General features: G+C 35.8%; 32 protein-coding genes and 2 riboswitches. Of the genes, 25 read left to right on the top strand and 7 right to left on the bottom strand.

What is annotated here, in order from left to right:
* Position 1 precedes the first annotated feature (1 nt).
* The 14 genes from tenI to kdpDN all read left to right on the top strand — a co-directional run bounded on the left by tenI (position 2) and on the right by kdpDN (position 11795).
* Positions 2–622 (top strand): thiazole tautomerase TenI, encoded by a 621-nt coding sequence (tenI, locus tag ACUN0F_RS29850; RefSeq protein ID WP_264462254.1) that lies wholly within the window; start codon positions 2–4, stop codon positions 620–622.
* Positions 615–1724 carry a glycine oxidase ThiO gene (thiO, locus tag ACUN0F_RS29845; RefSeq protein ID WP_445540673.1) on the top strand — a complete coding sequence of 370 codons (1110 nt, stop codon included), beginning with the start codon at positions 615–617 and terminating at the stop codon, positions 1722–1724. Before tenI ends, thiO begins: the two co-directional genes overlap by 8 nt.
* Before the next feature lie 15 nt (positions 1725–1739).
* A complete protein-coding gene (gene thiS, locus ACUN0F_RS29840; protein WP_001049512.1) occupies positions 1740–1943 on the top strand; it encodes a sulfur carrier protein ThiS in 204 nt (67 codons plus the stop codon).
* Between the two features lie 2 nt (positions 1944–1945).
* Positions 1946–2716: a thiazole synthase gene (thiG, locus tag ACUN0F_RS29835; RefSeq protein ID WP_000931990.1), complete on the top strand. Its 771-nt coding sequence runs from the start codon at positions 1946–1948 to the stop codon at positions 2714–2716.
* A complete protein-coding gene (locus ACUN0F_RS29830; RefSeq protein WP_445540672.1) occupies positions 2709–3728 on the top strand; it encodes a thiazole biosynthesis adenylyltransferase ThiF in 1020 nt (339 codons plus the stop codon). The genes thiG and ACUN0F_RS29830 overlap by 8 nt, the downstream gene beginning before the upstream one ends.
* 6 nt (positions 3729–3734) lie before the next feature.
* Entirely contained in the window at positions 3735–4556 is an 822-nt protein-coding gene (gene thiD, locus ACUN0F_RS29825; protein ID WP_445540671.1) for a bifunctional hydroxymethylpyrimidine kinase/phosphomethylpyrimidine kinase, read from the top strand.
* A gap of 85 nt (positions 4557–4641) precedes the next feature.
* Positions 4642–4789: riboswitch (cyclic di-AMP (ydaO/yuaA leader) on the top strand.
* Between the two features lie 93 nt (positions 4790–4882).
* Entirely contained in the window at positions 4883–5269 is a 387-nt protein-coding gene (locus ACUN0F_RS29820) for a hypothetical protein (RefSeq protein WP_000424076.1), read from the top strand.
* 16 nt (positions 5270–5285) lie between these two features.
* The gene (locus ACUN0F_RS29815) at positions 5286–5516 is read left to right on the top strand and encodes a hypothetical protein (protein WP_000866315.1); all 231 of its coding nucleotides are present in this window, start codon (positions 5286–5288) and stop codon (positions 5514–5516) included.
* 258 nt (positions 5517–5774) lie between these two features.
* Positions 5775–5920: riboswitch (cyclic di-AMP (ydaO/yuaA leader) on the top strand.
* 94 nt (positions 5921–6014) lie between these two features.
* On the top strand, positions 6015–6119 hold the full coding sequence (locus ACUN0F_RS29810) for a SipW-dependent-type signal peptide-containing protein (protein WP_000887892.1): 105 nt from the start codon (positions 6015–6017) through the stop codon (positions 6117–6119).
* Positions 6116–6196 carry a K(+)-transporting ATPase subunit F gene (gene kdpF / locus ACUN0F_RS29805; protein ID WP_000214976.1) on the top strand — a complete coding sequence of 27 codons (81 nt, stop codon included), beginning with the start codon at positions 6116–6118 and terminating at the stop codon, positions 6194–6196. Before ACUN0F_RS29810 ends, kdpF begins: the two co-directional genes overlap by 4 nt.
* 19 nt (positions 6197–6215) lie before the next feature.
* Positions 6216–7883 carry a potassium-transporting ATPase subunit KdpA gene (gene kdpA / locus ACUN0F_RS29800; RefSeq protein ID WP_445540670.1) on the top strand — a complete coding sequence of 556 codons (1668 nt, stop codon included), beginning with the start codon at positions 6216–6218 and terminating at the stop codon, positions 7881–7883.
* A 13-nt stretch (positions 7884–7896) separates the two neighbouring features.
* A complete protein-coding gene (gene kdpB, locus ACUN0F_RS29795; protein WP_445540669.1) occupies positions 7897–9987 on the top strand; it encodes a potassium-transporting ATPase subunit KdpB in 2091 nt (696 codons plus the stop codon).
* Between the two features lie 15 nt (positions 9988–10002).
* The gene (gene kdpC / locus ACUN0F_RS29790) at positions 10003–10584 is read left to right on the top strand and encodes a K(+)-transporting ATPase subunit C (RefSeq protein ID WP_445540668.1); all 582 of its coding nucleotides are present in this window, start codon (positions 10003–10005) and stop codon (positions 10582–10584) included.
* Between the two features lie 56 nt (positions 10585–10640).
* Positions 10641–11795: a KdpD-like non-kinase potassium sensor gene (gene kdpDN / locus ACUN0F_RS29785; RefSeq protein WP_445540667.1), complete on the top strand. Its 1155-nt coding sequence runs from the start codon at positions 10641–10643 to the stop codon at positions 11793–11795.
* A gap of 22 nt (positions 11796–11817) precedes the next feature.
* Here kdpDN and ACUN0F_RS29780 read toward each other — a convergent pair whose 3' ends face one another.
* Positions 11818–12999, bottom strand: a complete 1182-nt coding sequence (locus tag ACUN0F_RS29780) for an MFS transporter (RefSeq protein WP_445540666.1) — start codon at positions 12997–12999, stop codon at positions 11818–11820.
* A gap of 140 nt (positions 13000–13139) precedes the next feature.
* On the opposite strand from ACUN0F_RS29780, the gene ACUN0F_RS29775 reads away from it, so the two are divergent.
* The 8 genes from ACUN0F_RS29775 to ACUN0F_RS29740 all read left to right on the top strand — a co-directional run bounded on the left by ACUN0F_RS29775 (position 13140) and on the right by ACUN0F_RS29740 (position 18798).
* On the top strand, positions 13140–13601 hold the full coding sequence (locus tag ACUN0F_RS29775; RefSeq protein WP_088061991.1) for a MarR family transcriptional regulator: 462 nt from the start codon (positions 13140–13142) through the stop codon (positions 13599–13601).
* Between the two features lie 128 nt (positions 13602–13729).
* Positions 13730–14584: a patatin-like phospholipase family protein gene (locus ACUN0F_RS29770; RefSeq protein ID WP_087985830.1), complete on the top strand. Its 855-nt coding sequence runs from the start codon at positions 13730–13732 to the stop codon at positions 14582–14584.
* 200 nt (positions 14585–14784) lie between these two features.
* Complete coding sequence (locus ACUN0F_RS29765; protein ID WP_137012262.1) at positions 14785–15180, top strand: hypothetical protein; 396 nt, start codon at positions 14785–14787, stop codon at positions 15178–15180.
* Positions 15181–15267: 87 nt separating this feature from the next.
* Positions 15268–16341, top strand: coding sequence for an ABC transporter permease (locus ACUN0F_RS29760; protein WP_445540665.1), 1074 nt, complete (start codon positions 15268–15270; stop codon positions 16339–16341).
* A 9-nt stretch (positions 16342–16350) separates the two neighbouring features.
* Positions 16351–17583, top strand: coding sequence for an ABC transporter permease (locus tag ACUN0F_RS29755; protein ID WP_445540664.1), 1233 nt, complete (start codon positions 16351–16353; stop codon positions 17581–17583).
* A complete protein-coding gene (locus ACUN0F_RS29750) occupies positions 17584–18234 on the top strand; it encodes an ABC transporter ATP-binding protein (protein WP_445540663.1) in 651 nt (216 codons plus the stop codon).
* Positions 18222–18470, top strand: coding sequence for a hypothetical protein (locus ACUN0F_RS29745; RefSeq protein WP_445540662.1), 249 nt, complete (start codon positions 18222–18224; stop codon positions 18468–18470). The genes ACUN0F_RS29750 and ACUN0F_RS29745 overlap by 13 nt, the downstream gene beginning before the upstream one ends.
* A 55-nt stretch (positions 18471–18525) precedes the next feature.
* On the top strand, positions 18526–18798 hold the full coding sequence (locus ACUN0F_RS29740) for a hypothetical protein (RefSeq protein ID WP_000576485.1): 273 nt from the start codon (positions 18526–18528) through the stop codon (positions 18796–18798).
* A 60-nt stretch (positions 18799–18858) separates the two neighbouring features.
* Here the strand turns inward: ACUN0F_RS29740 and ACUN0F_RS29735 are convergent, their stop codons facing one another.
* Entirely contained in the window at positions 18859–20160 is a 1302-nt protein-coding gene (locus ACUN0F_RS29735; RefSeq protein WP_445540661.1) for an NCS2 family permease, read from the bottom strand.
* A 201-nt stretch (positions 20161–20361) separates the two neighbouring features.
* Here ACUN0F_RS29735 and ACUN0F_RS29730 point away from each other — a divergent pair, with 201 nt between their 5' ends.
* From ACUN0F_RS29730 to ACUN0F_RS29720, 3 genes are all read left to right on the top strand, one after another.
* Positions 20362–21228, top strand: a complete 867-nt coding sequence (locus ACUN0F_RS29730; protein WP_264462270.1) for an SDR family oxidoreductase — start codon at positions 20362–20364, stop codon at positions 21226–21228.
* Between the two features lie 67 nt (positions 21229–21295).
* A complete protein-coding gene (locus tag ACUN0F_RS29725) occupies positions 21296–22060 on the top strand; it encodes a L,D-transpeptidase (protein WP_264462271.1) in 765 nt (254 codons plus the stop codon).
* 102 nt (positions 22061–22162) lie between these two features.
* On the top strand, positions 22163–22414 hold the full coding sequence (locus ACUN0F_RS29720; RefSeq protein ID WP_000834190.1) for a hypothetical protein: 252 nt from the start codon (positions 22163–22165) through the stop codon (positions 22412–22414).
* A gap of 33 nt (positions 22415–22447) precedes the next feature.
* Here ACUN0F_RS29720 and ACUN0F_RS29715 read toward each other — a convergent pair whose 3' ends face one another.
* From ACUN0F_RS29715 to ACUN0F_RS29695, 5 genes are all read right to left on the bottom strand, one after another.
* Positions 22448–22663: a DUF1540 domain-containing protein gene (locus ACUN0F_RS29715; RefSeq protein WP_001115398.1), complete on the bottom strand. Its 216-nt coding sequence runs from the start codon at positions 22661–22663 to the stop codon at positions 22448–22450.
* A gap of 72 nt (positions 22664–22735) precedes the next feature.
* On the bottom strand, positions 22736–23188 hold the full coding sequence (locus ACUN0F_RS29710) for a thioredoxin family protein (RefSeq protein WP_264462272.1): 453 nt from the start codon (positions 23186–23188) through the stop codon (positions 22736–22738).
* Positions 23189–23200: 12 nt separating this feature from the next.
* Positions 23201–23620, bottom strand: a complete 420-nt coding sequence (locus ACUN0F_RS29705; RefSeq protein WP_000532270.1) for a disulfide formation protein C — start codon at positions 23618–23620, stop codon at positions 23201–23203.
* Between the two features lie 164 nt (positions 23621–23784).
* Positions 23785–24033 carry a YhdB family protein gene (locus tag ACUN0F_RS29700; RefSeq protein ID WP_001195460.1) on the bottom strand — a complete coding sequence of 83 codons (249 nt, stop codon included), beginning with the start codon at positions 24031–24033 and terminating at the stop codon, positions 23785–23787.
* A 120-nt stretch (positions 24034–24153) separates the two neighbouring features.
* Positions 24154–24663, bottom strand: a complete 510-nt coding sequence (locus tag ACUN0F_RS29695) for a PCYCGC domain-containing protein (protein ID WP_048545771.1) — start codon at positions 24661–24663, stop codon at positions 24154–24156.
* Between the last annotated feature and the right edge of the window lie 8 nt (positions 24664–24671).

Raw genomic sequence — 24671 nt, 5'->3', positions numbered from 1 at the left:
TATGAAAAATGAGCTTCATGTAATCTCAAATGGTCACATGTCATTCGAAGAGTTAGTGAATGTAGCGATGCAAATTGAAAGTGAGATTGATTATTTGCATATTCGTGAACGTGAGAAAAGTACGAAGGAATTGTATGAAGGTGTGGAAAGTCTTTTGAAGAAAGGTTTTCCGGCATCGAAAATAGTGATAAATGATCGAATTGATATTGCTATTTTATTAAACATTCCGCGCGTGCAGCTAGGATATCGAAGCGCAAATGTAAGGTCAGTGAAAGAAAAGTTTTCTTATTTGCATGTCGGTTATTCTGTACATTCCTTAGAAGAGGCAATCGATGCATTTAAGAATGGAGCGGATTCACTCGTCTATGGTCATGTATTTCCGACAGATTGTAAAAAAGGTGTGCCAGCGAGAGGGCTTGAAGAAATTTCAGTCATTGCAAAGTGTTTATCCATACCGATTACAGCAATTGGAGGAATCACCACGGAAAACACAGGGGATGTTCTTACTAACGGTGTCAGTGGTATTGCTGTTATGTCTGGGATTATAAGTAGTAGTAATCCATATAGCAAAGCAAAATCTTATAAGGAATCAATAAGAAAGTGGGCGGAAAAACATGTGTAAGAAGTATGATGTAGCGATTATTGGCGGAGGTGTAATTGGTAGCTCAGTTGCACATTTTCTAGCAGAAAGAGGACATAAAGTAGCGATTGTAGAGAAGCAAAGAATTGCATCTGAAGCCTCGAAAGCAGCCGCTGGTTTACTTGGGGTTCAGGCAGAATGGGATGCGTATGACCCACTATTTGAACTTGCTAGAGAAAGCCGTGCTATATTTCCACAACTTGCAGAAGTTTTACGTGAAAAAACAGGCATCGATATTGGGTATGAAGAGAAAGGCATTTATCGCATTGCCCAAAATGAAGATGAGAAGGAAAGAATTCTTCACATTATGGATTGGCAGCAGAAAACAGGTGAAGATTCTTATTTTCTAACAGGCGACTTTTTACGAGAGAAAGAGCCGTTTCTATCTGAGTCAATTATAGGTGCTGTATATTATCCAAAAGACGGTCATGTTATTGCACCAGAGCTTACGAAAGCATTCGCACATTCCGCATCATTCTCGGGTGCTGATATATATGAACAGACAGAAGTGTTTGATATTCGTATTGAAAATAATAAAGTGACTGGGATTGTTACAAGCGAAGGTATTATCGCGTGCGAGAAGGTTGTGATTGCGGGTGGTTCATGGAGCACGAAGTTACTAGGTTATTTTCACCGCGAATGGGGTACATATCCAGTTAAAGGAGAAGTAGTAGCGGTAAGAAGTAGAAAGCCACTTTTAAAGGCGCCTATTTTCCAAGAAAGATTTTACATTGCCCCAAAGCGTGGTGGACGTTACGTAATTGGAGCAACGATGAAGCCTCATACGTTTAATAAAACAGTGCAACCAGAAAGTATTACTTCTATATTAGAGCGTGCTTATACAATATTGCCAGCTTTAAAAGAAGCAGAGTGGGAAAGCACATGGGCAGGATTAAGGCCACAATCAAATCACGAAGCTCCTTATATGGGAGAGCATGAAGAAATAAAAGGTTTATATGCTTGTACTGGACATTATCGAAATGGCATTTTATTAAGCCCGGTTTCTGGTCAGTATATGGCTGATTTAATAGAAGGAAAGCAGGAGAATCACTTGCTAGATTCATTGCTTTCTAAACCGGTTTAGAAAGGGGATGGAAGTTTGAATTTAAAAATTAATGGTAATCAAATGGAAGTGCCAGAGAGTGTAAAAACAGTGGCTGAGCTACTTACACATTTAGAGTTAGATAACAGAATTGTAGTAGTAGAGCGTAATAAAGATATTTTACAAAAAGATGATCATACAGATACATCTGTTTTTGATGGAGACCAAATTGAGATTGTAACTTTCGTAGGAGGCGGTTGATTATGTTAAACATTGGACCATTTTCATTTCATTCTAGACTTTTATTAGGAACAGGGAAATTCCCTGATTTTGATGTACAGCAAAAGGCAATTGATGTATCTGAGGCTGAGGTTTTAACGTTCGCAGTACGTCGTATGGATATATTTGATGCAAAGCAGCCTAATTTATTAGAGAAACTTGATGTGAAAAAATATAAGTTATTACCGAATACAGCTGGAGCAAAAAATGCTGAAGAAGCTGTTCGTATTGCAAAATTAGCAAAAGCTTCGGGGCTTTGCGATATGATCAAAGTAGAAGTTATTGGTGATGATAGAACGTTATTACCTGATCCAGTAGAAACGTTAAAGGCATCTGAAATGTTACTAGAAGAAGGATTTATCGTTCTTCCGTATACATCTGATGATGTTGTATTAGCACGTAAATTACAAGAACTAGGTGTGCATGCAATTATGCCAGGAGCATCACCAATCGGTTCAGGGCTTGGTATTGTAAATCCATTAAATTTAAGTTTCATTATTGAACAAGCGACAGTGCCAGTTATCGTTGACGCTGGTATCGGTAGCCCGGCTGATGCGGCATTTGCGATGGAATTAGGAGCGGATGGTGTGTTATTAAATACGGCTGTATCGGGAGCAAAAGATCCAATAAAAATGGCACAAGCAATGAAATTAAGTATTGAAGCAGGACGATTAGGATTTGAAGCGGGGCGTATTGCACGTAAACGTTGTGCAACAGCAAGCAGTCCTTTAGAAGGAATGAGCGTAGTTGAATAATCGATATTCTCGCCAAGAATTATTTTCTCCAATTGGAGAAGAGGGGCAACGAAAGATAAGAGAAAAGCATGTACTCATTATCGGTGCAGGTGCATTAGGTAGTGCAAATGCAGAGATGTTTGTAAGAGCAGGTGTTGGCACAGTAACGATTGTTGACCGAGATTATGTCGATTGGAGTAATTTACAAAGACAACAATTGTACGCAGAGAGTGATGTAGAAAATAATCTTCCGAAGGCTGTAGCGGCAAAAAAACGTCTAGCAGAGATCAATCGTGAAGTAAGAGTAGAGGCTCTCGTTCAAGATGTAACAGCTGAGGAATTAGAAGAGCTTGTTACAAACGTAGATGTAATGATTGATGCAACTGATAATTTCGAAACACGTTTTATTGTGAATGATATAGCGCAAAAACATTCTATTCCATGGATTTACGGAGCATGTGTAGGGAGTTACGGCCTTTCTTACACAATTCTTCCTAGTAAAACGCCATGTTTATCTTGTCTATTACAATCGATTCCGCTTGGCGGGGCGACATGTGATACAGCGGGTATTATATCACCTGCTGTATCTCTCGTCGTTTCTCATCAAGTAACGGAAACTCTTAAACTGTTAGTGGAAGATTACGAGTCACTTCGAGATGGACTTGTATCGTTTGATGTATGGAAGAATGAATATTCATGTATGAATGTGCAAAAGCTTCGTAAACACAATTGTCCTTCGTGCGGAGAGAATGCATTATATCCGTATTTAAATAAAGAAAACACATCAAAAACAGCAGTTTTATGCGGAAGAAATACAGTTCAAATTAGGCCACCTCATAAAGAAGAAATGGATTTTGAACGATACAAAGAGCTGCTGAAAGATCGCGTAAATGATTTAAATGTAAATCCATATTTATTATCATTTTCAGTTGAAGAAAAGAGATTAGTTGCTTTCAAAGATGGACGTGTACTCGTACATGGAACGAAAGATATAAGCGAAGCAAAAACAATTTATCATCGCTATTTTGGATAGAAAAGGATGAGTGGGATGAAAGTAAATAAAGCTTTAACAATTGCAGGATCTGATAGTGGCGGCGGTGCCGGCATTCAAGCGGATTTAAAAACATTCCAAGAGCTTGGTGTGTATGGGATGACGGCTATTACGGCAATTACTGCTCAAAACACGCTTGGCGTTCAAGGGGTATATCCAGTTTCGTTAGAAGGTATTACGGAACAGTTGAATTCAATTGGTACGGATTTAACACCAGATGCTGTGAAACTAGGAATGTTATTTAGCAGTGAAATTATTCAAATTGTAGCAGAACATATTAATAAATTTGGCTGGAATAATATTGTACTAGATCCTGTTATGATTGCTAAGGGTGGTGCATCATTATTACAACAAGAAGCAGTACAAGCATTAAAAGAATATTTATTACCAGTAGCAACTGTTGTAACACCGAACGTGCCTGAAGCAGAAGTGTTAACTGGAATGGAGATTCATAATATTGAAGATAGTAAGGAAGCTGCGAAAGTACTGCATGAATTGGGTGCAAAATATGTGCTTATGAAGGGCGGACATGCAGAGTATCAAGGTAATGAAGTAGTTGATTTACTCTTTAATGGTGAGCAGTTTATCGAATTTAAAAGTGAAAGAATTCCTTCAAAGCAAACGCATGGAAGCGGGTGTACATTTGCTTCAGCGGTTACAGCAGGACTTGCGAAAGGATGCTCGATTGAAGAGGCAGTTCAAGAAGCAAAACGATTTATTAGTATAGCAATTGAAGAGCCATTGAATATTGGAAGTGGTCATGGACCGACGAATCATTTTGCATATAAAGTGAATAAAACGCGTGTATAAGTAAGTGGAAAGTCAGTTTTGTAACTGGCTTTTTTTCTGTTTACTTTTTCCAATTACAGGAGTAATATATCAGCCAGAATACATTTTTTGTAATACGCTGAGTCCAATTGTATGGAGCGGAGGAACCAATTTGTGCAGTGTCACTAGGGGTGAATCTTTCAATTTTGAAAGTAGGGCTACTCTCAAAGTCCGAATCCGACAGCTAACTTCGTAAGCGTCTTGAGAGAGGACGGTGCCATGATGGATACATCACTTCATCGATCTGATTAGTATAGGGGAATATCAATCTATGTTTGAGTTCTTTTATGCTAAGGAGGATGAGGTACATGGAATTAACACTTATTTGTGTTGGGGAAGAAAGCAAGGTAAATAGTTTAATAGATTTAGTAGCATATCAACATGAGTTAATTATTTTCACAGCAAATGAAGAGATAGCGGCCGAAGTGAGGAATTGTGGATTTGATTGGACGTATAGTTGTAGTAAGGAGCAAGATTTTACTAGTATTTGTGAGTGTATTAAGAAGGTAATTTTACTAGGGGATGAGCTTCCAATCGTTAGCTTCTTCACAGAACACATTCGCTTTTCTTTTCAAGCACCTATTACTGTTGTTACAAGGAATAAACGATATCCAGCGAGGCTCTATGAAACAATTGGAGCTGCATTTGTCGTGTTTACGAATTGTGATAATATATCTTTTTTATTTTTTGAATAGGGTGGGTGAAAAGAAGATGAAGGTGTTGTTACTAGGAGATATAGCGAATCGTTGGGCGGTATCAGTAGAGCGAGTTCAAGAATTGGTGGTGCTTGATCCTATTTTTCCAAGGCCCTATATCATATTGCCATCGAAAGACGCTTTATATTTAAAAACAGATGTTATCGAATATGAGCAGCTACATGCAGAATTGTCACAAGTTTATATTCGCGGGAGAAATTTGCGCGCGTTTTTGCGTGGAGAATAAATAGTGAAAAAAAGAGCGAATGCTGAGTGCAATAAGCTATGCACTTCATCTCATTCGCTCTTTTTATTTCGTATTTAAAAGATCATTTCTGTGAAAAAGAAAGAAAAGACGAGAAAACAGATGAAATAATATTAATAACACTCAATGTAAGCGTTTAAATAGATGGATATTTTCTTATTTTAAGTAATTTGACTCTTTACAAGTTAAATATAGAGGAGTATATTTACTCTCATAAATCATTCATAAAATTTCCAAAAAAACCTAAAATCGCTGAGTTCCAGAAATGGAGCGGGGGAACCAATTTTGTGCATCGTCACTTGGGGTGAATCTTTCAGTTTTGAAAGTAGGGCTACTCTTTAGGCCCGAATCCGACAGCTAACCTCGTAAGCGTTTAGAGAGGAGGTTTACTTTGTGTTGTTCATTTCGAACACTAAGTAGAGCTTAGTGTTCTTTTTTTGATAATTTAATGGTAAATTTTTACAGAAAAGAGGGGTAGCTATGTTAGATGTTGTAATGATCGGGATTTTTGTTGTGTTAGTCGCATCGATGGTAAGTCTTGCAAGTTGGTCAGATAAAGTTGTGAAAGAAGGGAAGCAATCATGACGGTTGCCTTATCGGTTATTGTTGCAGCAATTACTGTGTACTTAGTGTATGCATTATTAAATCCAGAAAAGTTTTAATTAGGGGGAATCATTCATTATGATTTGGGTCGCAGTTGTTATTACCATGCTGTTGTTTATTCTTGTGGCAAAGCCAATGGGGATTTATTTAGAGAAAGCCTTTCAAGGTAGTAAAAAGTTAGATAAAGTATTCGGGCCTTTTGAAAAACTTATTTTTAAAATTACGGGTGTAAAAGAATACAATCAAACGTGGAAACAGTACGCATTGTCATTAGTTTTATTAAATGGATTTATGATTGTTGTCGTATATTTCATTTTCAGACTACAAGGAGTATTGCCATTAAATCCAGCGCATATTGAAGGGATGGAGCCTACGCTTGCTTTTAATACAGCAATTAGTTTTATGGCTGATACAAACTTACAGCATTATAGCGGTGAAAATGGTTTATCTTATTTATCACAATTAATCGGAATTACATTTTTAATGTTTGCAGCACCAGCAACGACTTTAGCACTTGTAATGGCGTTTATAAGAGGGCTTGCTGGGAAGGAACTCGGTAACTTTTTCATTGATTTTACGAGAGCTTTAACGAGAGTATTTCTTCCTATTGCGTTTGTTGCAGCGCTAATCTTTGTCGCACTTGGTGTACCACAAACGTTAGACGGGGCAGTTACAGCACAAACAATTGATGGGGCAAAGCAAAGTATATTACGTGGGCCTGTTGCATCATTCGTGTCCATTAAGGAACTCGGAAATAACGGCGGTGGATTTTTCGGAGCAAACTCTACACATCCTTTCGAAAATCCAGGGCAAATGAGTAATATTTTACAAATGATGCTTATGATGTTATTGCCAACAGCACTTCCATTTACGTACGGACGAATCGTAGGAAATAAAAAACAAGGTCGTATCCTTTTCGTATCACTATTCATGGTGTTTTTACTAGGATTTATAACAATTACTACATCTGAATTACATGGGAATCCAGCGTTAAATGGAATGGGCATCGAACATGTACAAGGGAGTACAGAAGGAAAAGAAGTACGATTTGGAACAGTATTTTCTTCCCTATACGCAACAGTGACGACAGCTGCTGAAACAGGAGCCGTTAATACGATGCATGATACGTTAACACCAATTGGCGGGTTAGTACCACTCGTAAATATGATGTTAAACACAGTGTACGGCGGCGTTGGAGCTGGTTTTGTGAACATTGTTATGTATGCGATTATCGCAGTCTTTATATCTGGATTGATGGTTGGACGGACACCAGAGTTTTTAGGTAAGAAAATTGAAGGTAAGGAAATGAAATTAATTGCGGTAACGATACTATTTCATCCACTGCTTATTTTAGGGTTTTCAGCATTAGCTCTTTCAACAAGTTTAGGAACGGATGCCATTTCTCATTCTGGTTTCCACGGTTTAACGCAAGTGGTATATGAATACACATCGTCAGCTGCGAATAACGGATCCGGATTTGAAGGGTTAGCGGATAATACACCGTTTTGGAATATTACAACTGGCTTAGTTATGTTTTTAGGGCGCTATTTCAGTTTAATTACGATGCTAGCTGTTGCAGCTTCATTGAAAGAAAAGACAGTAGTACCAGAAACAGTCGGAACGTTCCGTACGGATAATAGTTTATTTGGCGGCATTTTCATCGGAACAATTGTAATTGTCGGTGCATTAACATTCTTCCCAATGTTAGTACTCGGCCCAATTGCAGAATTTCTTACATTGAAGTAATGGAGGGTAAATGATGAGACCGGTAGTAGTAAAAGAAAAGAGAGTAAATGAGTCACAAATACATGCTGTAGAAGATGAAGTTAGACAAGCGAAAACGATGGATCGTGATATCGTGAAACATGCGATAAAACAATCCTTTGCGAAATTGAATCCGAAAGTCATGATAAAAAATCCGATTATGTTTGTTGTAGAGATTGGATTTATCATTACGTTCATTTTATCGTTTCTTCCAAGTCGTTCTAGTAGTGTAGCAGGATGGTTTAATATAACAGTTTCTCTCATTCTATTATTTACAGTTTTATTTGCTAACTTTGCAGAAGCGTTAGCGGAAGGACGGGGGAAAGCGCAAGCCGATTCTTTAAAACAGTCGAAGAAAGATGTGTTTGCAAATGTTGTAAAAGAAAATGGAGACATTGTTCAAGTTTCAGCAACTGATCTGAGAAAAGATGACGTTGTTATTGTAAAACAAGGAGAAATGATTCCGAGTGATGGGGAAGTAATTAAAGGATTAGCGTCTGTTGATGAATCTGCGATTACAGGGGAATCAGCTCCTGTAATAAAAGAAGCGGGCGGCGATTTTTGTTCTGTAACAGGCGGGACGATGGTCGTAAGTGATGAGATTACAATTGTCATTACGAGTAATCCTGGTGAATCATTTATTGATAAAATGATTTCGTTAGTAGAAGGAGCTGCTCGTCAAAAAACGCCGAATGAGATTGCTTTAAATACAGTATTAACGAGTTTAACGCTTATTTTTTTAATCGTTGTTGTGACGTTGCCGATTTTTACAAACTATTTAGGGTTTCAAATTGATACAGCTGTACTTGTAGCGTTGTTAGTTTGTTTAATTCCAACGACAATTGGTGGTTTATTATCAGCAATTGGTATTGCCGGGATGGACCGCGTGACAAAGTTCAATGTGTTAGCGATGTCGGGTAAAGCAGTAGAAGCTGCGGGTGATATTAATACAATCATTTTAGATAAAACAGGTACGATTACTTTCGGGAACCGAATGGCACATACATTGCTTCCTGTAGGAAATGAAACGATTGAGCAAGTAGGAAAATGGGCTGCGATTAGTTCAGTTTTAGATGAAACACCAGAAGGTCGATCGGTTATAGAATATGTAAAAATGAAATCTATATCATATAATCGAGAAATTGCAGAACAAGGTGAGTTTGTTCCGTTTAAAGCAGAAACGAGAATGAGTGGTGTCGATTTACAGGACGGAACGAAAGTGAGAAAAGGTGCTGTAGGTAGCGTAATTGAATGGGTTAGGTCACAAGGTGGAACGATTCCGAAAGATGTAAATCAAAAAGCAGATTCCATTTCCAAAGAGGGCGGGACACCACTTGTAGTTGCAGTGGATAATCGTATTTACGGTTTAATTTATTTAAAGGATACAGTAAAGCCAGGTATGCGTGAGCGTTTTGAGCAATTGCGTCAAATGGGGATTAAAACGGTTATGTGTACAGGTGATAACCCGTTAACAGCAGCAACGATTGCAAAAGAAGCAGGGGTAGATGAGTTTGTTGCTGAGTGTAAGCCAGAAGATAAAATTGCGGTTATTAAAGCAGAGCAAGATAAAGGGAAACTTGTAGCGATGACGGGTGATGGTACAAATGATGCGCCGGCATTAGCGCAGGCTGACGTTGGATTAGCGATGAATAGTGGTACGACAGCTGCGAAAGAAGCAGCGAATATGATTGATTTAGATTCGAACCCGACAAAAATTATTGAGGTTGTAGGGATTGGTAAGCAATTGTTAATGACGCGCGGTGCGTTAACGACGTTTAGTATTGCGAATGATATCGCAAAATATTTTGCAATCATTCCAGCAATGTTTACACTTGCGATTCCGCAAATGGAAGCATTAAACATTATGAAACTAACATCACCACTGTCAGCGATTTTATCAGCATTAATATTTAATGCAGTTATTATTCCATTACTCATTCCATTAGCGATGAAAGGTATCGCATATAAACCGATGAGTTCGAATGCACTACTTAGCCGAAACCTACTTATTTATGGACTTGGCGGGGTTATTGTACCGTTCATTGGAATTAAAGTAATTGATATAATTGTCGGCTTGTTCATATAAGGGAGAGGGAAAAAGATGGCGAAGAAACAAAGTATACTATCATCGATTGTCCGTATTACTTTTACATTTTTAGTGTTGTGCGGCCTTGTATACCCGCTTATTGTAACTGGTATTGCACAAGCGGTAATGAAGGATAATGCGGATGGAAGTCTAATATATAATGATAAAAATGAAGTGATTGGTTCTACATTAATCGGTCAAAATTTCACAGATCCACGTTATTTTCATGGACGTGTTTCTAGTATTGAATATAAGGCAGAAGCATCTGGTTCAAATAACTATGCACCGTCTAATCCAGATTTAGAGAAACGAGTAGAGAAAAGTATTGAAGAGTGGAAGAAACAAAACCGGGCTGTTCCGGTAACAGAAGTGCCGATGGATCTAGTGACGAATTCAGGTTCAGGGCTTGATCCTGACATTAGTCCGCAGGCAGCTTCTGTGCAGGTGGATCGTATTTCTAAATTAACGAATATTCCGAAAGAAACACTAAATCAGTTGATTAAAGATCAAACGGAAGGTGCGGCACTTGGCTTATTTGGAGAGAACCGCGTAAACGTTTTAAAGTTAAATGTAGAATTACAGAAACTACTGAAATAGTAACAGTGCTACCTCAATCTAACGGATTGAGGTAGCGTTGTTTCGAAAGGAAGGTTGTGAGTGTTTTGTATGCGGATGACTATAAACCGACGTTTCAAAGACGAACGCCAGAGGAATATTTAGAATATATTCGTCAGCAAAACCGCGGGAAGTTAAAGCTATATGTAGGAGCAGCTCCAGGAGTAGGGAAAAGTTATAAAATGCTCTTTGATGCAAGAGAGATGAAAAAAGACGGTATGGATATTGTAATTGGTTTAATTGAAACGCATGGAAGAAAAGAGACAGAAGAAGCAATTGCTGATTTAGAAAAAGTTCCTTTAAAAGAAATAGATTATAAAGGGAAAGTATTTTATGAACTCGATGTAGAAGGAATTATAAAACGTGCACCGCAAGTAGTTGTAGTGGATGAACTTGCGCATAGTAATATTCCTGGATCTAAAAATAAGAAACGTTATATGGACGTACAGGAATTGCTAGACGCTGGTATATCCGTATTATCAGCATTTAATATTCAACATTTAGAAAGTGTTCACGATATTGTAGCTCAAATTACGAATGTAAAAGTAAGAGAACGTATTCCAGATTTTATTTTACAAAAAGCAAATGAAATTCAGCTCGTCGATGCAACGCCGGAGGTATTAAGGAAGAGATTAATAGACGGGAAAATATATAAAGAGGAAAAAATTCAGCAAAGCTTACAAAATTTCTTTACACTTAATAATTTAGGGGCACTAAGAGAATTATCGCTTCGTGAAGTGGCAGATGATATGGAAGAGAAAATTAGTCAAACCGTTATAGAACCGATTGGTGTAAAAGAAAAAATTCTCGTTTGTGTACAATACAGTTCAACAGCAGCGAAATTAATAAGACGGGGATGGCGCATGGCGGATCGGTTAAACGCTGAATTGTATGTATTAAATGTTGAAAGAGAAAATATAGAGTCCCTTTCAGCAGGGAAAAAGCAAACGATTGAAGAGTGGAAGTTGCTAACGAATCAATTTGATGCGAGTTTTGTTTTAGAAGAGGCAAAAGGAAGAAAGCCAGCGGATGTTATTATTGAAGTCGCGAAAGGACTACAAGTAACACAAATTTTACTCGGACAATCGGCAAGAACACGTTGGGAAGAAATACGAAAAGGTTCAATTGTAAATGAAATTATGAGAGAAACGAAGTATATTGATATTCATATCGTTGCAGATCAAAGAGTTTAGAATAGAGACCATCTATAGGTCTCTATTTTGCCTCTTGTGTGGCAGGGAAGCGTAGCATTCTCATCGCATATAAGATTATGAATAGAAACATAATTGCACCTAGGAAGAAAATCCAAAAGTAATTTTGATTAAATAAAAGAAATCCACCTACAAGTGGTCCTGTTCCCATACCGAGATAGCGAATAAAGTTGTACATACCGATAGCAGTTGCGCGTTCTTGTACGAATTCTTCTGTTAATAAAGTAGTGTGAGTTGGCATAGAAAGTCCCATACTAAAACCATATAAAGATGTAACGATAATGATGAATGAGATATTGATGCTATATGTGAAAGAGAATAAAGTGACACATATAATATTGAAGAAACTAGTGATGAATAAAGCTTGCTTTGTTGTGAGGCGTTTTTGCAAAAGCTTGTAGCAATAACTTCCTAACATAATAGAAAGGGACATAGGTACAAATATAAGACCAATTTCACTTGCAGTTAAGTGAAATAAATTTGTTAAAATACTCGGTAAAAAAACGAGGAAGCAAAAGTAAATACAAAATTGAATGAAGCCAATAAGAGTAATAGAAAATCCAGTTTTATTTTTTAAGATAAACCAGTACTTCTTTTTTGCTTGCGGTTGCTTAATTACAGTGGGTTTTGTTTCTGGAAGTAGTGAAATGTTTATAATTAATAAGAGAATGCCAAGTGTAGATAAAAACAAAAATACGTATAAATGGCCATTTATACTGCCGAGATAACCACCTATAAGAGGGCCAATTGCAGGTGCGAGAGCAAGTAACATTTGATAAAGGCTCATCGCTTCTCCGCGTTCTTTTCCTTCAAATAAATCACCGATAATCGTTGCTGCAACTACAGGTATAGCCGCTATTCCTATAGCTTGAACAGCTCTAAAAAATAGAAATAAATAAACGTTCGCCGAAAAAGCACATCCGATTGAACCAATTGTACTAATGATTAAACTAGGGATAAGGATAGATTTTCTCCCTTTTGTATCAATTAAAGGTCCATATATGAGCTGCATAATTGCAAGAACGAATGTGAATAGTGAAACTGTTAAATTTACTAGATAAAGAGAAGTGTGAAAAGAAGCTTGAATCATAGGCAAGATAGGTGTGTAAATATTTTGAGCGAAGGAACCGAGTAAGGCACTCATACAGACAACGTATAAAATGAAATGTAGTTTGGATTTTTTCATTATGTTAACCTCCTTGTAATTTAGTTTCGTTGGAAACTAAATTTATTTTAACATGTTTTTCTCACTTGTAAATATGAAAAAATGATTTTAAAATGGTATATAGTTAAATTGTTTCTTTGGAAACTTAGGGGGCGAACGGATTGGATCATGCAACGAAACAAATGGAAATACTTTCGGACATTCGTACACTTTTGCATAAAAAAGAAGAACATTTGAAAGGGCAAAATGAGAAGTTTCTTCGTGAGACAGGTATAAGTGGTATGTCTTTATCTGAACTACATGTGATCGAGTGTATCGGAAAAAATGCTCTGATGAATGTAACTGCTATTACGACAGAAATGGGAATGACAAAGGGTGCAATCTCTAAAATTTGTACAAAGTTGTTTCAAAAGCAATTCGTTGAGAAGATGCAAATGTTAGATAATCAAAAAGAAATTTTCTTTCGCTTAACGGAAAGCGGAAATGAAATATATAAAGCTCATGATAAATTGCATAAACAAGCTGAAGAAAAGTGGCTGCTATTGTTAGATGGATATACGGAAGAAGAGCAAGATTTTATTCAAAGGTTTATAAAGGATGTCTCCGGTCATTTGGAAATATAATTGGAAGAAAAAACTCCTTTATTTCAAGCCTTTTGAATATAATTTCTAAAAGAACTCATATATAATAGAGAAAGATACTTAACATGGTGAATAATTAAAGAGTCAATATATAAAGAGGAGAGAATAACATGCTTGAAAATACGGGGTTAGTATTAGAAGGCGGCGGTATGCGTGGTGTATATACGGGCGGGATATTAGAATACTTTATGGAACAAGATTTATATTTTCCATATGTAATTGGTGTATCAGCTGGTGCTTGTCATGCAGCGTCGTATCTTTCCAGACAAAGAAATAGAAATAAAACGGTCAATATTGATTATGCATCACACCCACAATATTTATCGTATAAAAATTTATGGAGAAAACGCCAATTGTTTGATATGGAGTTCATTTTTCATGAAATTCCAGAAAAACATGTCCCGTTTGATTTTGAAACATATTTTAATAGCCCAGAGCGTTTCCTTGTAGGAACAACAGATTGTGAAACAGGACAGTCTGTTTATTTTGAAAAAGAAGGAACGAATGATGATGCACTAAATTTATTACAAGCATCTAGTTCATTACCTTTCATTGCACCTGTAGTAAATTACCGTGGTAAGCAGTTATTAGATGGTGGGATTTCTGATCCAATTCCAGTTCGTAAAGCACAGGAAGATGGGTTTAAAAAATCAGTCGTTATTTTAACGAGAAATCATGGTTACGCGAAGAAAAAGTCAAAGTTTGGATGGGTGGCAGCGAAAGCATATAAAAAATATCCGAACCTTGTGAACACGATGTTGAATCGTTATGAAGTATATAATGAAACACTTCACTACATTGAAAAAGAAGAGCAAGCCGGGAATTTATTTGTTATTCGCCCAGAAGTGCCGCTTCAAGTAGATCGTATGGAAAAAGATACAGCAAAACTACAAAATCTATATGAGCAAGGCTATGAAGATGCAAAGAGACAGTTTGCAGATTTACAGTCGTTTTTACAAAAATAAGTATTAGACTGCGGGGAAGAGTTTCTCCGCAGTCTTTTTTGTATTGCTTGCTTATCCGTTACTTTTTAAAAATGTATGAATGTTTAAGTGTTTAAAGAGTTTGTAAAACATATGGGTGTCTTATTGAGGAGAATTTACTTGAGAGGTATTATGACGATGTAGCGCTACAAAAAACTATTTAATTTACGAGGTGATTGTTAATGAAGGGAAAGTTTTTTTCGATTACGACTTTAGTATTATTAGCAACATCAATCTCAACAAGTGCATTTTATCCAACTTTAAGTGGCCACAAAAGCGGTAACTTACTATCTTACAGAGCTCAAACGACTACGAATCAAAACGCATCTCGCTGTTCAGTAGCGATTTCTTTTATTAATTCAAAAGGAAGTTATTCATATATTGAAAGTGCTTCGGATAAATTAGGATCACATGAATCGGGAAGAGCATTAAATGCCACTGTTAGTAATGGCGCATATAACGCCTTTGGTGCAAAGGGGCTATATTCTGAGCATTATGCCAATGAGAATAATGACTATCAAGAAGATACACACAAAGGTACTTTTGATAGTAACGGTAACTTACGATTACAGTGGTAAAAAATATTAAATAGTTGTCTTTATAAATATTTGGATAAGGAGAAGGGGATGTGCATCATCTCCTTCTTATCTAAAAGGAGCAGAGACATGTATTTAGCTTTTAAAAATATAAAAAACAACAAACTGTTTTCAGTCATTCTTCTTATGTCATTTTTTATTTCGTTTCTTTCTATATCAGTAGCTGCGCTTTTAACAGAATCTAAACGAAATTTCATATCTGCTTTTCAAATCGGCTTTCCAGAAAAGAATCAAACGTTAACTGTTCCGATAGCGAATACAACTGAATTGGAAGCGATAATTCCTGTCATACAAGATATTTTTGTAAAAAGTGATATTTACGTAGAGCATTTAAAAGCATTAAATAGTTCAGGTGCAATAAAAATCGTAGCTGTGAATTTAAAAGATGATTATTATTGGAAGCCATATATTTCTGAAGGACAATATTTTTATCGTGAAAATGTAAACGATATGGTTGTTGGCGATCAAACGAATGTAGAGGACTTATATGAATTTGATGATACATATAAAAAAATAGGAACTATATCGAGAAAAGACAGTGACGTCGGTGTATCAGACATATACATCCCACTTCAAAATTTACCTACTATATCTAAAAAAGGTATTATCGCGAGTAAACAATTACAATTAACAGTTGTTAACCCTACATCATCTATCCATAACGAAATAAAAAAATTTATGAGTAAGAGCAAAGAAGTAATTTCGGGAGATGTTCAAATACTGAATAAAAGAGACCTCCAGGAACTAAATGTAACATACATAGATCCAGCAAATAAGTATTATTATAAATTCATTCTTGTAGCAATTGTTTCTGGCATTTTTGCAGTTTTATTTTGGATTTATAAAAAAGAAAGAGAGATTTCATTAAAAAAAGCAGTAGGTGCTTCTAATATATCTATTTACTGCGAACTATATATTCAAATTTTGTTTATTTCTCTAGCAGCGATGTTCTTAGTTTTTATTACGTTAGAAATATTTTCGGGAACAATTCATACTTATTTTCAGACATACTTAGTAAAACCGTTAACACTATATGTATTGATATGTAATGTTGTTTTTATAATTTTTCTTACAATTTTTGTTACTGTAATTCCAATTAAGCACATTATAAATATATATCCCGGAAAACATTTAAGAACATAGGAGGTCGTCATGTTTTTTATATTTGATTCTATACGGTCTGTGAAAAAACGGCTATTACCAAGTTTGATTATAGTAATTTCTTTAATTATTGCATTTTCTTCAGCAATGGAATTTGTTAGTAATCTTTTGGGATATCGAAAAATGATGACGGTAGCAAATAATTTATCGACTCATAAAAATTTCTATGAACTTTATGCGACGCAAGATATAACATTGTTTAGCGAAGAAAAAGCAAAAAGTGATTATCAACATTTCATTCAAGGGTTATCTAATACGATACCAATAACAAATAAAACTAATTATTTGTTCCGTAACTATTCACTTAGTTTAAAAAAAGAAAATGGAACGATAAAGACTCTTATTGTTGATAAAGATATTAATAAATACTTCCATATACGAATTTCACAAGGAAGATATTTTGAGGAATTGGAATTTCATAAATCAGTATTTGATATTAGACCTGTTATATTAGGGGCTAATTATAAAGGAAAGGTATCTATTGGTGATATCATACCATCTGGAAAAATGAAGCTAAAAGTAATTGGCTTTTTAGAAAAAAATTCAGCATTTACATATCCTCGGAGCGGTGAAATATCGGATAATCGTATTACATTATTAGATGACATGGCTATTTTACCAATTGGAACAGAAGAAATAGAATTTTATAGTGTAGAACTTTTATACAATGGGCTAATTATAGAAACAAATGGAAAAGTGGATATAAATGAATTTCAAAAGAAAGTATTAAAGGTAACAGAAGGTAAGGGATATTCGTATTATGTTACAAATCCGGATAAATTATTAGAAAATGAAAAGCAAGGCATTGATAATATGTCATATCCCTTATTATTAAGCGGTACAGTCTTATCTTTTTCATTTATATCTATTTTATTAACATCAATGGCCACGCTTTATATGGAACGTAAAAATATTTCTATTAAATCAGCATTAGGAGCAAGTAATTTTCAACTATGTCTTCCGTTTGTTATTGAGTATATGTTGTTATTCATTCTATCTATATGTATAGGAATTATGTATTTCCAATGGGAGAATAGCGGAGTAATTGAAATTCAGAAAGGGCTAGAAAATAGTATAGTATCTTTCTTTGGAACGTTAAAAGTCTCTATAGAATCATTGATTGTTATAGGTGCTTTATCAATTGTAATGATCCTCGTTATATATGCAATCATTTATTTCAATGTACTAAAAATAAAAAATACATATATGAAAGAGGTGTTATAGATGATTCAGCTCGCAAATGTGGCTAAGGGATACGGAAAGAGTAATTTTATTGCTTTAAAAGATATTAATCTTACAATAGAAAAAGGCGAAATGATAGCCATTATGGGACCATCTGGTTCAGGGAAATCAACCTTGCTTAACATTATTGGCTTAATTGATAGCCCCTCTACTGGAAAGTATTTTTTAGATGGCATGGATACGAGTACATTAAAGTCAAACTATCATAAGTATAGAAATAAGGAAGTTGGATTTGTGTTTCAGAACTTTTCGCTACTAGATGATTATACAGTTATTGAAAATGTAATGCTCCCGCTTATATATAGAAAAATCTCTCATACGAAACGTATACAAATATCAAAAGAAATGCTGGAAATGGTAGGGCTGGAGAGACATATTAACAAGTATCCTCACGAATTATCTGGAGGAGAGCAGCAAAGGACAGCGATAGCGAGGGCATTAGCACAAGATACAAAAATTATACTTGCTGATGAACCGACTGGTGCTCTCGATCAAGAAAACGGAGAAAAAATTATGAGCATTTTAAAAGAGGTTCATAAACAAGGAAAAACGGTGCTAGTTGTTACACATGATCAAAAGGTAGCTGCATACTGCCAGAGGACAATACGTTTGCTCGATGGATGTGTGGTGTAATATGGATAAAAGTATGTGAAGAGGTGATACATATGGAAAATGTATATAAAGGTCTTAGGCATACTGGATTTACTATGTTGCTTATTTTTGGTGGTGTATTTTTACTGCGCTGGTTCATTCATGATGAAATGCTACTGGATCAGCTTATTGGATTTAGTGTAGGGATGGTAATGGTTATTTCATCTGTTTTCATTCAAAAGTATAGTAAAGAATTACAGGTGAATGAAAAATATTAATAATTTTTAACTCCTTTTATCTTTTTCATAGTTTAGGAATAGTGGAGGCTTTCGTATGATTTTCTTATTTGTAGTATATTTTGTGATCATTATGACATTAGTAATTACGTTTCTGCTTTCAAAAAAATCATATAAGAAGCCTATTATTAAATATATACCAACGTTAATATTGTTTATTTTGGCTTTCATTTCTTCTGTTATGTTTGTATTGAATAATGGAATGGGAGAGCTGATAATAGCGGTATTTTTAGGGATTGCAGCGATAGTGAACGGTCTTTTACTTCTTGTATTGAAAGTAGTTCGTGTGATTGTTGCAAAAGGAAAATAGAGCATCGAATTCGATGCTCTACTTTTTTATTTATGAAAAAATCCCTCTTTATGAGGGATTTTAATGTGGTAAGAAAACTAATTGATAAGCGAACAAAATTCCGAATACATACACAAGTGGGTGAACAGAACGGAATTTACCTTTTGCCACTTTCATAAGTGGGTATGAAATAAATCCAAGTGCGATACCTGTTGCGATACTTGATGTAAGTGGCATGCTTAATATTACTAAGAATGCTGGGAATGCTTCATCAAATGCATCCCAATCAATGTGGCGAACTGATCCCATCATAAGACTACCAACGATAATTAATGATGGTGCAGTAATAGCTGATACACCAGAAACAGCACTTACTAATGGTCCGAAGAATGCTGCTAGTGCGAATAAAACAGCTACTGTAACAGTTGTTAAACCAGTACGACCACCAGCTGCAACACCAGCAGATGATTCAATGTAAGCTGTTGATGGTGTTGTTCCGAACATAGAACCGATTGTTGCTGAGAATGAGTCAGATAGAAGAGCTCGTCCAGCTTTTGGAAGCTTTCCATCTTTCATAAATCCACCTTGTTGAGCTACGCCAAGTAATGTACCTGTTGTATCGAATAATGTAACAAGGAAGAATGAAAATACAACGCCGTATAATCCGTAGTTAATTACATCAGATACAGCAGTAATTGGATTGGAAACGATGATTCCTTCTGGTAATCCAGGCATTGATGTAACGCCGTTTGAGAATGTTAATTGTCCTGTGAAGTAAGCGATAATACCAGTTAATAGCATTCCAATAAATAGTGCACCATTTACATTTAAAGACATAAGGACAATTGTAATTCCAAGTCCAGCTAATGCTAGTAGTACTGGAGCAGAGTGAAGATCACCAAGTCCAACTAAGTTTGCATCATTTTTTGTAACGATACCTGTTAAACGTAAACCGATAAAGGCGATGAAAAGACCGATACCAGCAGTAATTGCATGTTTTAAGTTTTCAGGAATTGCTTCCATTAATTTTGTACGGAAAGATGTGAATGATAACAAAATTAAAATCATACCTGCTACGAATACAGCAGAGAATGCAATTGCGAAAGTCATGCCTTCATGAGCTTTTACAACAGAGTAAGAGAAGTAAGCATTTAATCCCATACCTGGTGCAATTGCGATTGGTAAGTTTGTAAAGATCGCCATAAATAATGTTCCGACAACAGCAGCGATAATTGTTGCTGTAAATGCTTGTTCAAATGGAACTCCTGCATCTCCAAGGATGACAGGGTTTACGACAATGATATATGCCATTGTTAAGAAGGTAATAATACCTGCCATAATTTCAGTTTTAATAGAAGTTTTATGTTTTGAAAGGTTAAACATATAAACATCCTTTCTGTTTACGAATAATTTTCACAACAGTTATATATAATATTCGTTTTTTAACTATTTTGCAATAGTTTTGCATAAAAAGTTTATAACAATTCATATTTTGTGTCTTAAATTCGAATATTAATCGTAAACCGATGTGCGAATTTCAGTTTTTATTGTGCGCATTATAAGGAAAAGGAGTTGAAAGAAGCTATGCCACAGCAAAAAAACTTTGTAACAATGCCTGCGCAACATCAAAATAAACAGCCTGGTATTGAATCATTAATGAATCCACTTCCGCAGTTTGAAGATCCAAACTATAAAGGAAGCGAAAAGTTAAAAGGAAAGAATGTATTAATTACAGGAGGGGATAGCGGGATTGGACGAGCTGTTTCCATCGCTTTTGCGAAAGAGGGAGCGAATATTGCGATTGCGTATTTAGATGAAGATGGAGATGCAAATGAGACGAAGCAACGTGTAGAACAAGAAGGTGTAAAGTGTGTGTTGTTACCGGGTGATTTAAGTAATGAACAGCATTGTAAAGATATTGTAGAAGAGACCGTCAAACAGCTAGGTAGTGTAAATGTTTTAGTAAATAATGTCGCGCAGCAATATCCACAGCAAGGGCTAGAGTATATTACAGCAGAACAGTTAGAAAAGACTTTTCGTATTAATATTTTTTCTTATTTTCACGTTACGAAAGCAGCACTTTCTCATTTAAAGCAAGAGGATGTCATTATAAATACGGCGTCTATCGTTGCGTATGAAGGAAATGAAACTTTAATTGATTACTCGGCAACGAAAGGAGCAATCGTTGCTTTTACAAGGTCACTTTCCCAATCGTTAGTGCAAAAAGGGATTCGTGTAAATGGTGTTGCGCCTGGGCCAATTTGGACACCACTTATTCCATCAAGCTTTGATGAGAAGAAGGTTGCTCAGTTCGGGAGCAATGTTCCGATGCAAAGGCCTGGTCAACCGTATGAATTAGCACCAGCATACGTATACTTAGCGTCTAGCGATTCATCTTATGTTACCGGACAAATGATACATGTAAATGGGGGCGTTATTGTAAATGGATAGTTTTCATTTATAAGAGCAAAGTAAAGTTAATTCCACTTATTATAGTGGCGCTAGGGGAGGGATATAGGTGAAAAAATTATGTTTCGTCATACTATTATTTTTCATCCTACCGGTTAGTGCCTTTGCTGATACAGATCATCTAATATTAGTGAATCTTACGACAAACCAATTATCTTTTTTTGAAAATGGAAATTATACAAAAACATTTCCCGTAACAACTGGAAGAGATCGTACACCTACGCCTGAAGGTAATTTTTGTATTATAACTAAATATAAAAATAAAGAATACCATCGGAAAAAAATAGCTGGTGGTGCACCGAATAACCCTCTTGGTACGAGATGGCTTGGACTAGATAAAAATGAATATGCGATTCACGGGACAAATCGGGAATGGACAATTGGAAGTAGGGAATCAAATGGTTGTATTCGTATGCATGACAGAGATATACAGTGGCTATATGACCGAGTCCAATTACAAACAAAAGTAATCATTTCCCGTTTTCATACGAGCCCTGAATATGAAGCAAATAAGCTTGGCTACCGCGTCGTGAGCTGGAATGGTCGTAAAGTAGAGGAAGAGCAAATTGGCGTGCTTACGTTAGTAGACCGTGCCGATATATATTGGCAAGAACCAAATGGGCAGTTAACAAAAGTGAAAACGGTATTGCCAAACGAAAGATATCCAGTGTATTCAAAACGAAAAGATGGAATATATTATATAGGAAACAATTTGTATATTGTGGATGAAACAGGAGAAAAAATTCGTTATGAGCAAATTCCTTCTTCGGTTTTAAGTAATATATATAAACGGAAATATAATGTTCCGTTATAGGCTACCGTATTATAGACGGTAGCTTATTTCTACTTCGAGTTTAACTGCAACTATTGTATTTTGCTGAATATAATACAGTACAGATAGGGGGACGGTTACATTATGAAAAGTGAATTTGCTTTTAAAATTTTCTTAGTAACGACCTGTTTATTTATCGTGTATTTGTATGCGTTTCTCGTTTTTTCTTTTTATGTTCCATATGTTGATTTAATATTGTTCTTCGGATTTATTTGGGCATTTGTGAAAGCAAGAGAAGGAGAGAAGAGTATATATCGGCGCATTACCTTATGTGGGACAGTTGTTCTCGTTATTTTGTACTTTTTTATCATGCATGATTTTTGGAGAGGAATGTAAAAAAGCATACGAGTACTCGTATGCTTTTTTTGTTTAATATTTTGGCTTAAATGTATGACAACAAGTCTCTACACTCGTTGTTACAGAACTTTCTAGCGTCTCGTTTGTTAAAACCGCGCTTGTATATGAATCATTTGTATCCGAACCAGTTTCTTGTGCATCTGGTTGAACAATGATTGCACTAGCTTGACAAAAGTTACCTTGTCCCCAAAATGAGCAATTGGAAACAGAGCATTTCACTTCTGGCATAAAACCCCCTCCTTATACATTAGTTTGGGACTTTACGCCCATTTCATGTGTAGAAGGAGTTTCCTTTTCTCGTTATTTCTTCGTTTGCTCAAGCCATTCTTTTAATTTGTCTTCCGGCTGTTCACCACTAATACGGCTTACTTCTTTGCCATCTTTAAAGTGAATGATTGTTGGAGTTCCTTTAATTTTATATTCATCCCAAGGAACATCTAGGTTTTCAATATCCATAACTTTCATATCGACGTTCAAGTCTTTAGCCATTGGTACTACGACAGGAGATAGCTTTTGACAATGAACGCAAGATGTTTGATAAAAGTATACTGTTTCTTCTTTTTTCTCTTTTAAATTCTTTTGAAGATCTGAAAGAGAGATTTTATTTGTGTAGTAGTCAGGGCCATTGGTCTTACTATCAGTAGGATTATCAATTTTTTGGCTAGTAGCGTTTTTTTCTTCCATTTGTGTGACAGCGAAAATTGCTACAAACAAGGCGATAATAATACCACCAAATATAAGCATTTTTTTCATTTGTTCATCTCCTTATTTGTTTTTTATTACAATAAAACTACAAACAGCGATTGTAATAAAGCCGATAAGTGCTAAAAACGGGATTGTAATAAAACCAAACCAGTTTATGAATTCTCCGGTGCAAGGTACACGGCCGCAAGCTGCCCCAGCTGCTGAAAATGCAGCGACTTTTTGAATTGCATAGTGATATAAAGAAATACAAGCACCAATACTTGCAATTGGTAAAGAATAACTTGCGATGCGATAATCTTTCTTTGCTACAGCGATACCAAGCCATAAAACGAATGGATACATAATAATACGTTGATACCAACAAAGTACACAAGGCTCAAATTTCATGATTTCGGAAAAATAAAGACTTCCTAGTGTAGCGATAAAAGAAGCTCCCCATGCGGTAAGTAAAGCATATTCTTGCTTTTTTTCTCGTCCCATATTTTATACCTCTCTTATAATAGTTACATACTAAATTATAGTATGAAGTGGCACAGAAAAGAAAGAAAAAATATGTTTATCAATAAAAGTTTTATAAGGAAAAACTTTTATTGATATCGATATTTAAAAAAGCGCCATTCTCCTGAAGAGAATAGCGCTATATTTTACATTTGAATTTGCTCTACTTCTTCTATATGTGACTTTTGGGATGCGTGGTCAATATATTGAAATAGGAGCTGCAATTGTTTATCAACTTCTGGCATTTCTTTACTGTATTGATAAGCGTGTAAAAAATGTTCAATACGCTTAGAAAATAGTTGATCGTTCGTTTGAACCATAAGAACGAGTAATTTATCCCAATTACAGCAATACGTGTAATAGAGAGCTTTATCATAGTCGTTATATGTTTGCACTGTGTACCCTCCTTACTGAGGAGTTATATATAGTGTGTGACAAGCAAGGAGAAATACACTTGAAAGAATTTGTTAAGAAAAAAAGCGAATGAAAAGAAAAAACGAGGAATTTCCTCGTTTTTAAGCTTTCGGCATTGGTGTAGGTGTTGGCTTGCCATAGCCCTCTTTGTATTTATTGTCGATATAGTTACGAATTTCAAGCGTTGATTTTCCTTTTTGTTTCATGGAAGCCGATTCAACTGCTATTTCTAAGCAATTGACACAAGTTGTTGCATGGGAGTCCCAAACGACTTCACCATTCTTTTTCATTTCACGAATAAAGCAGTTTTTATTATTTTTATGTCCCACACTCTCACCGCAACCACAGTAACATGGAATCCAATCTAATAGCTCTGCATTTTGTCCAGCGACAGTGTATATATCTTTCATTTGTGGATCAAGCTTGTCTAGGAAGGTAGGAAGTGTGTCTACTCCTTTTGTTTTTTCTTGAATGTCAGCTTGCTGAGTGTGCGATGCGTGGTCATGCTCTTCTTTTGATTCAGATGATTTTTTTTCGTTTGTACTAGTAGCTCCGCAACCGGCAAGAATTAAACTCAGTACTGCAAGTAAAGAAAATACATATTTCTTCATACGCTTGT

This window comes from Bacillus sp. 1A (genome assembly GCF_052682215.1).
The sequence above is the reverse complement of the archived record's forward strand: the minus strand, read 5'-3'. Positions and strand labels throughout refer to the sequence as shown.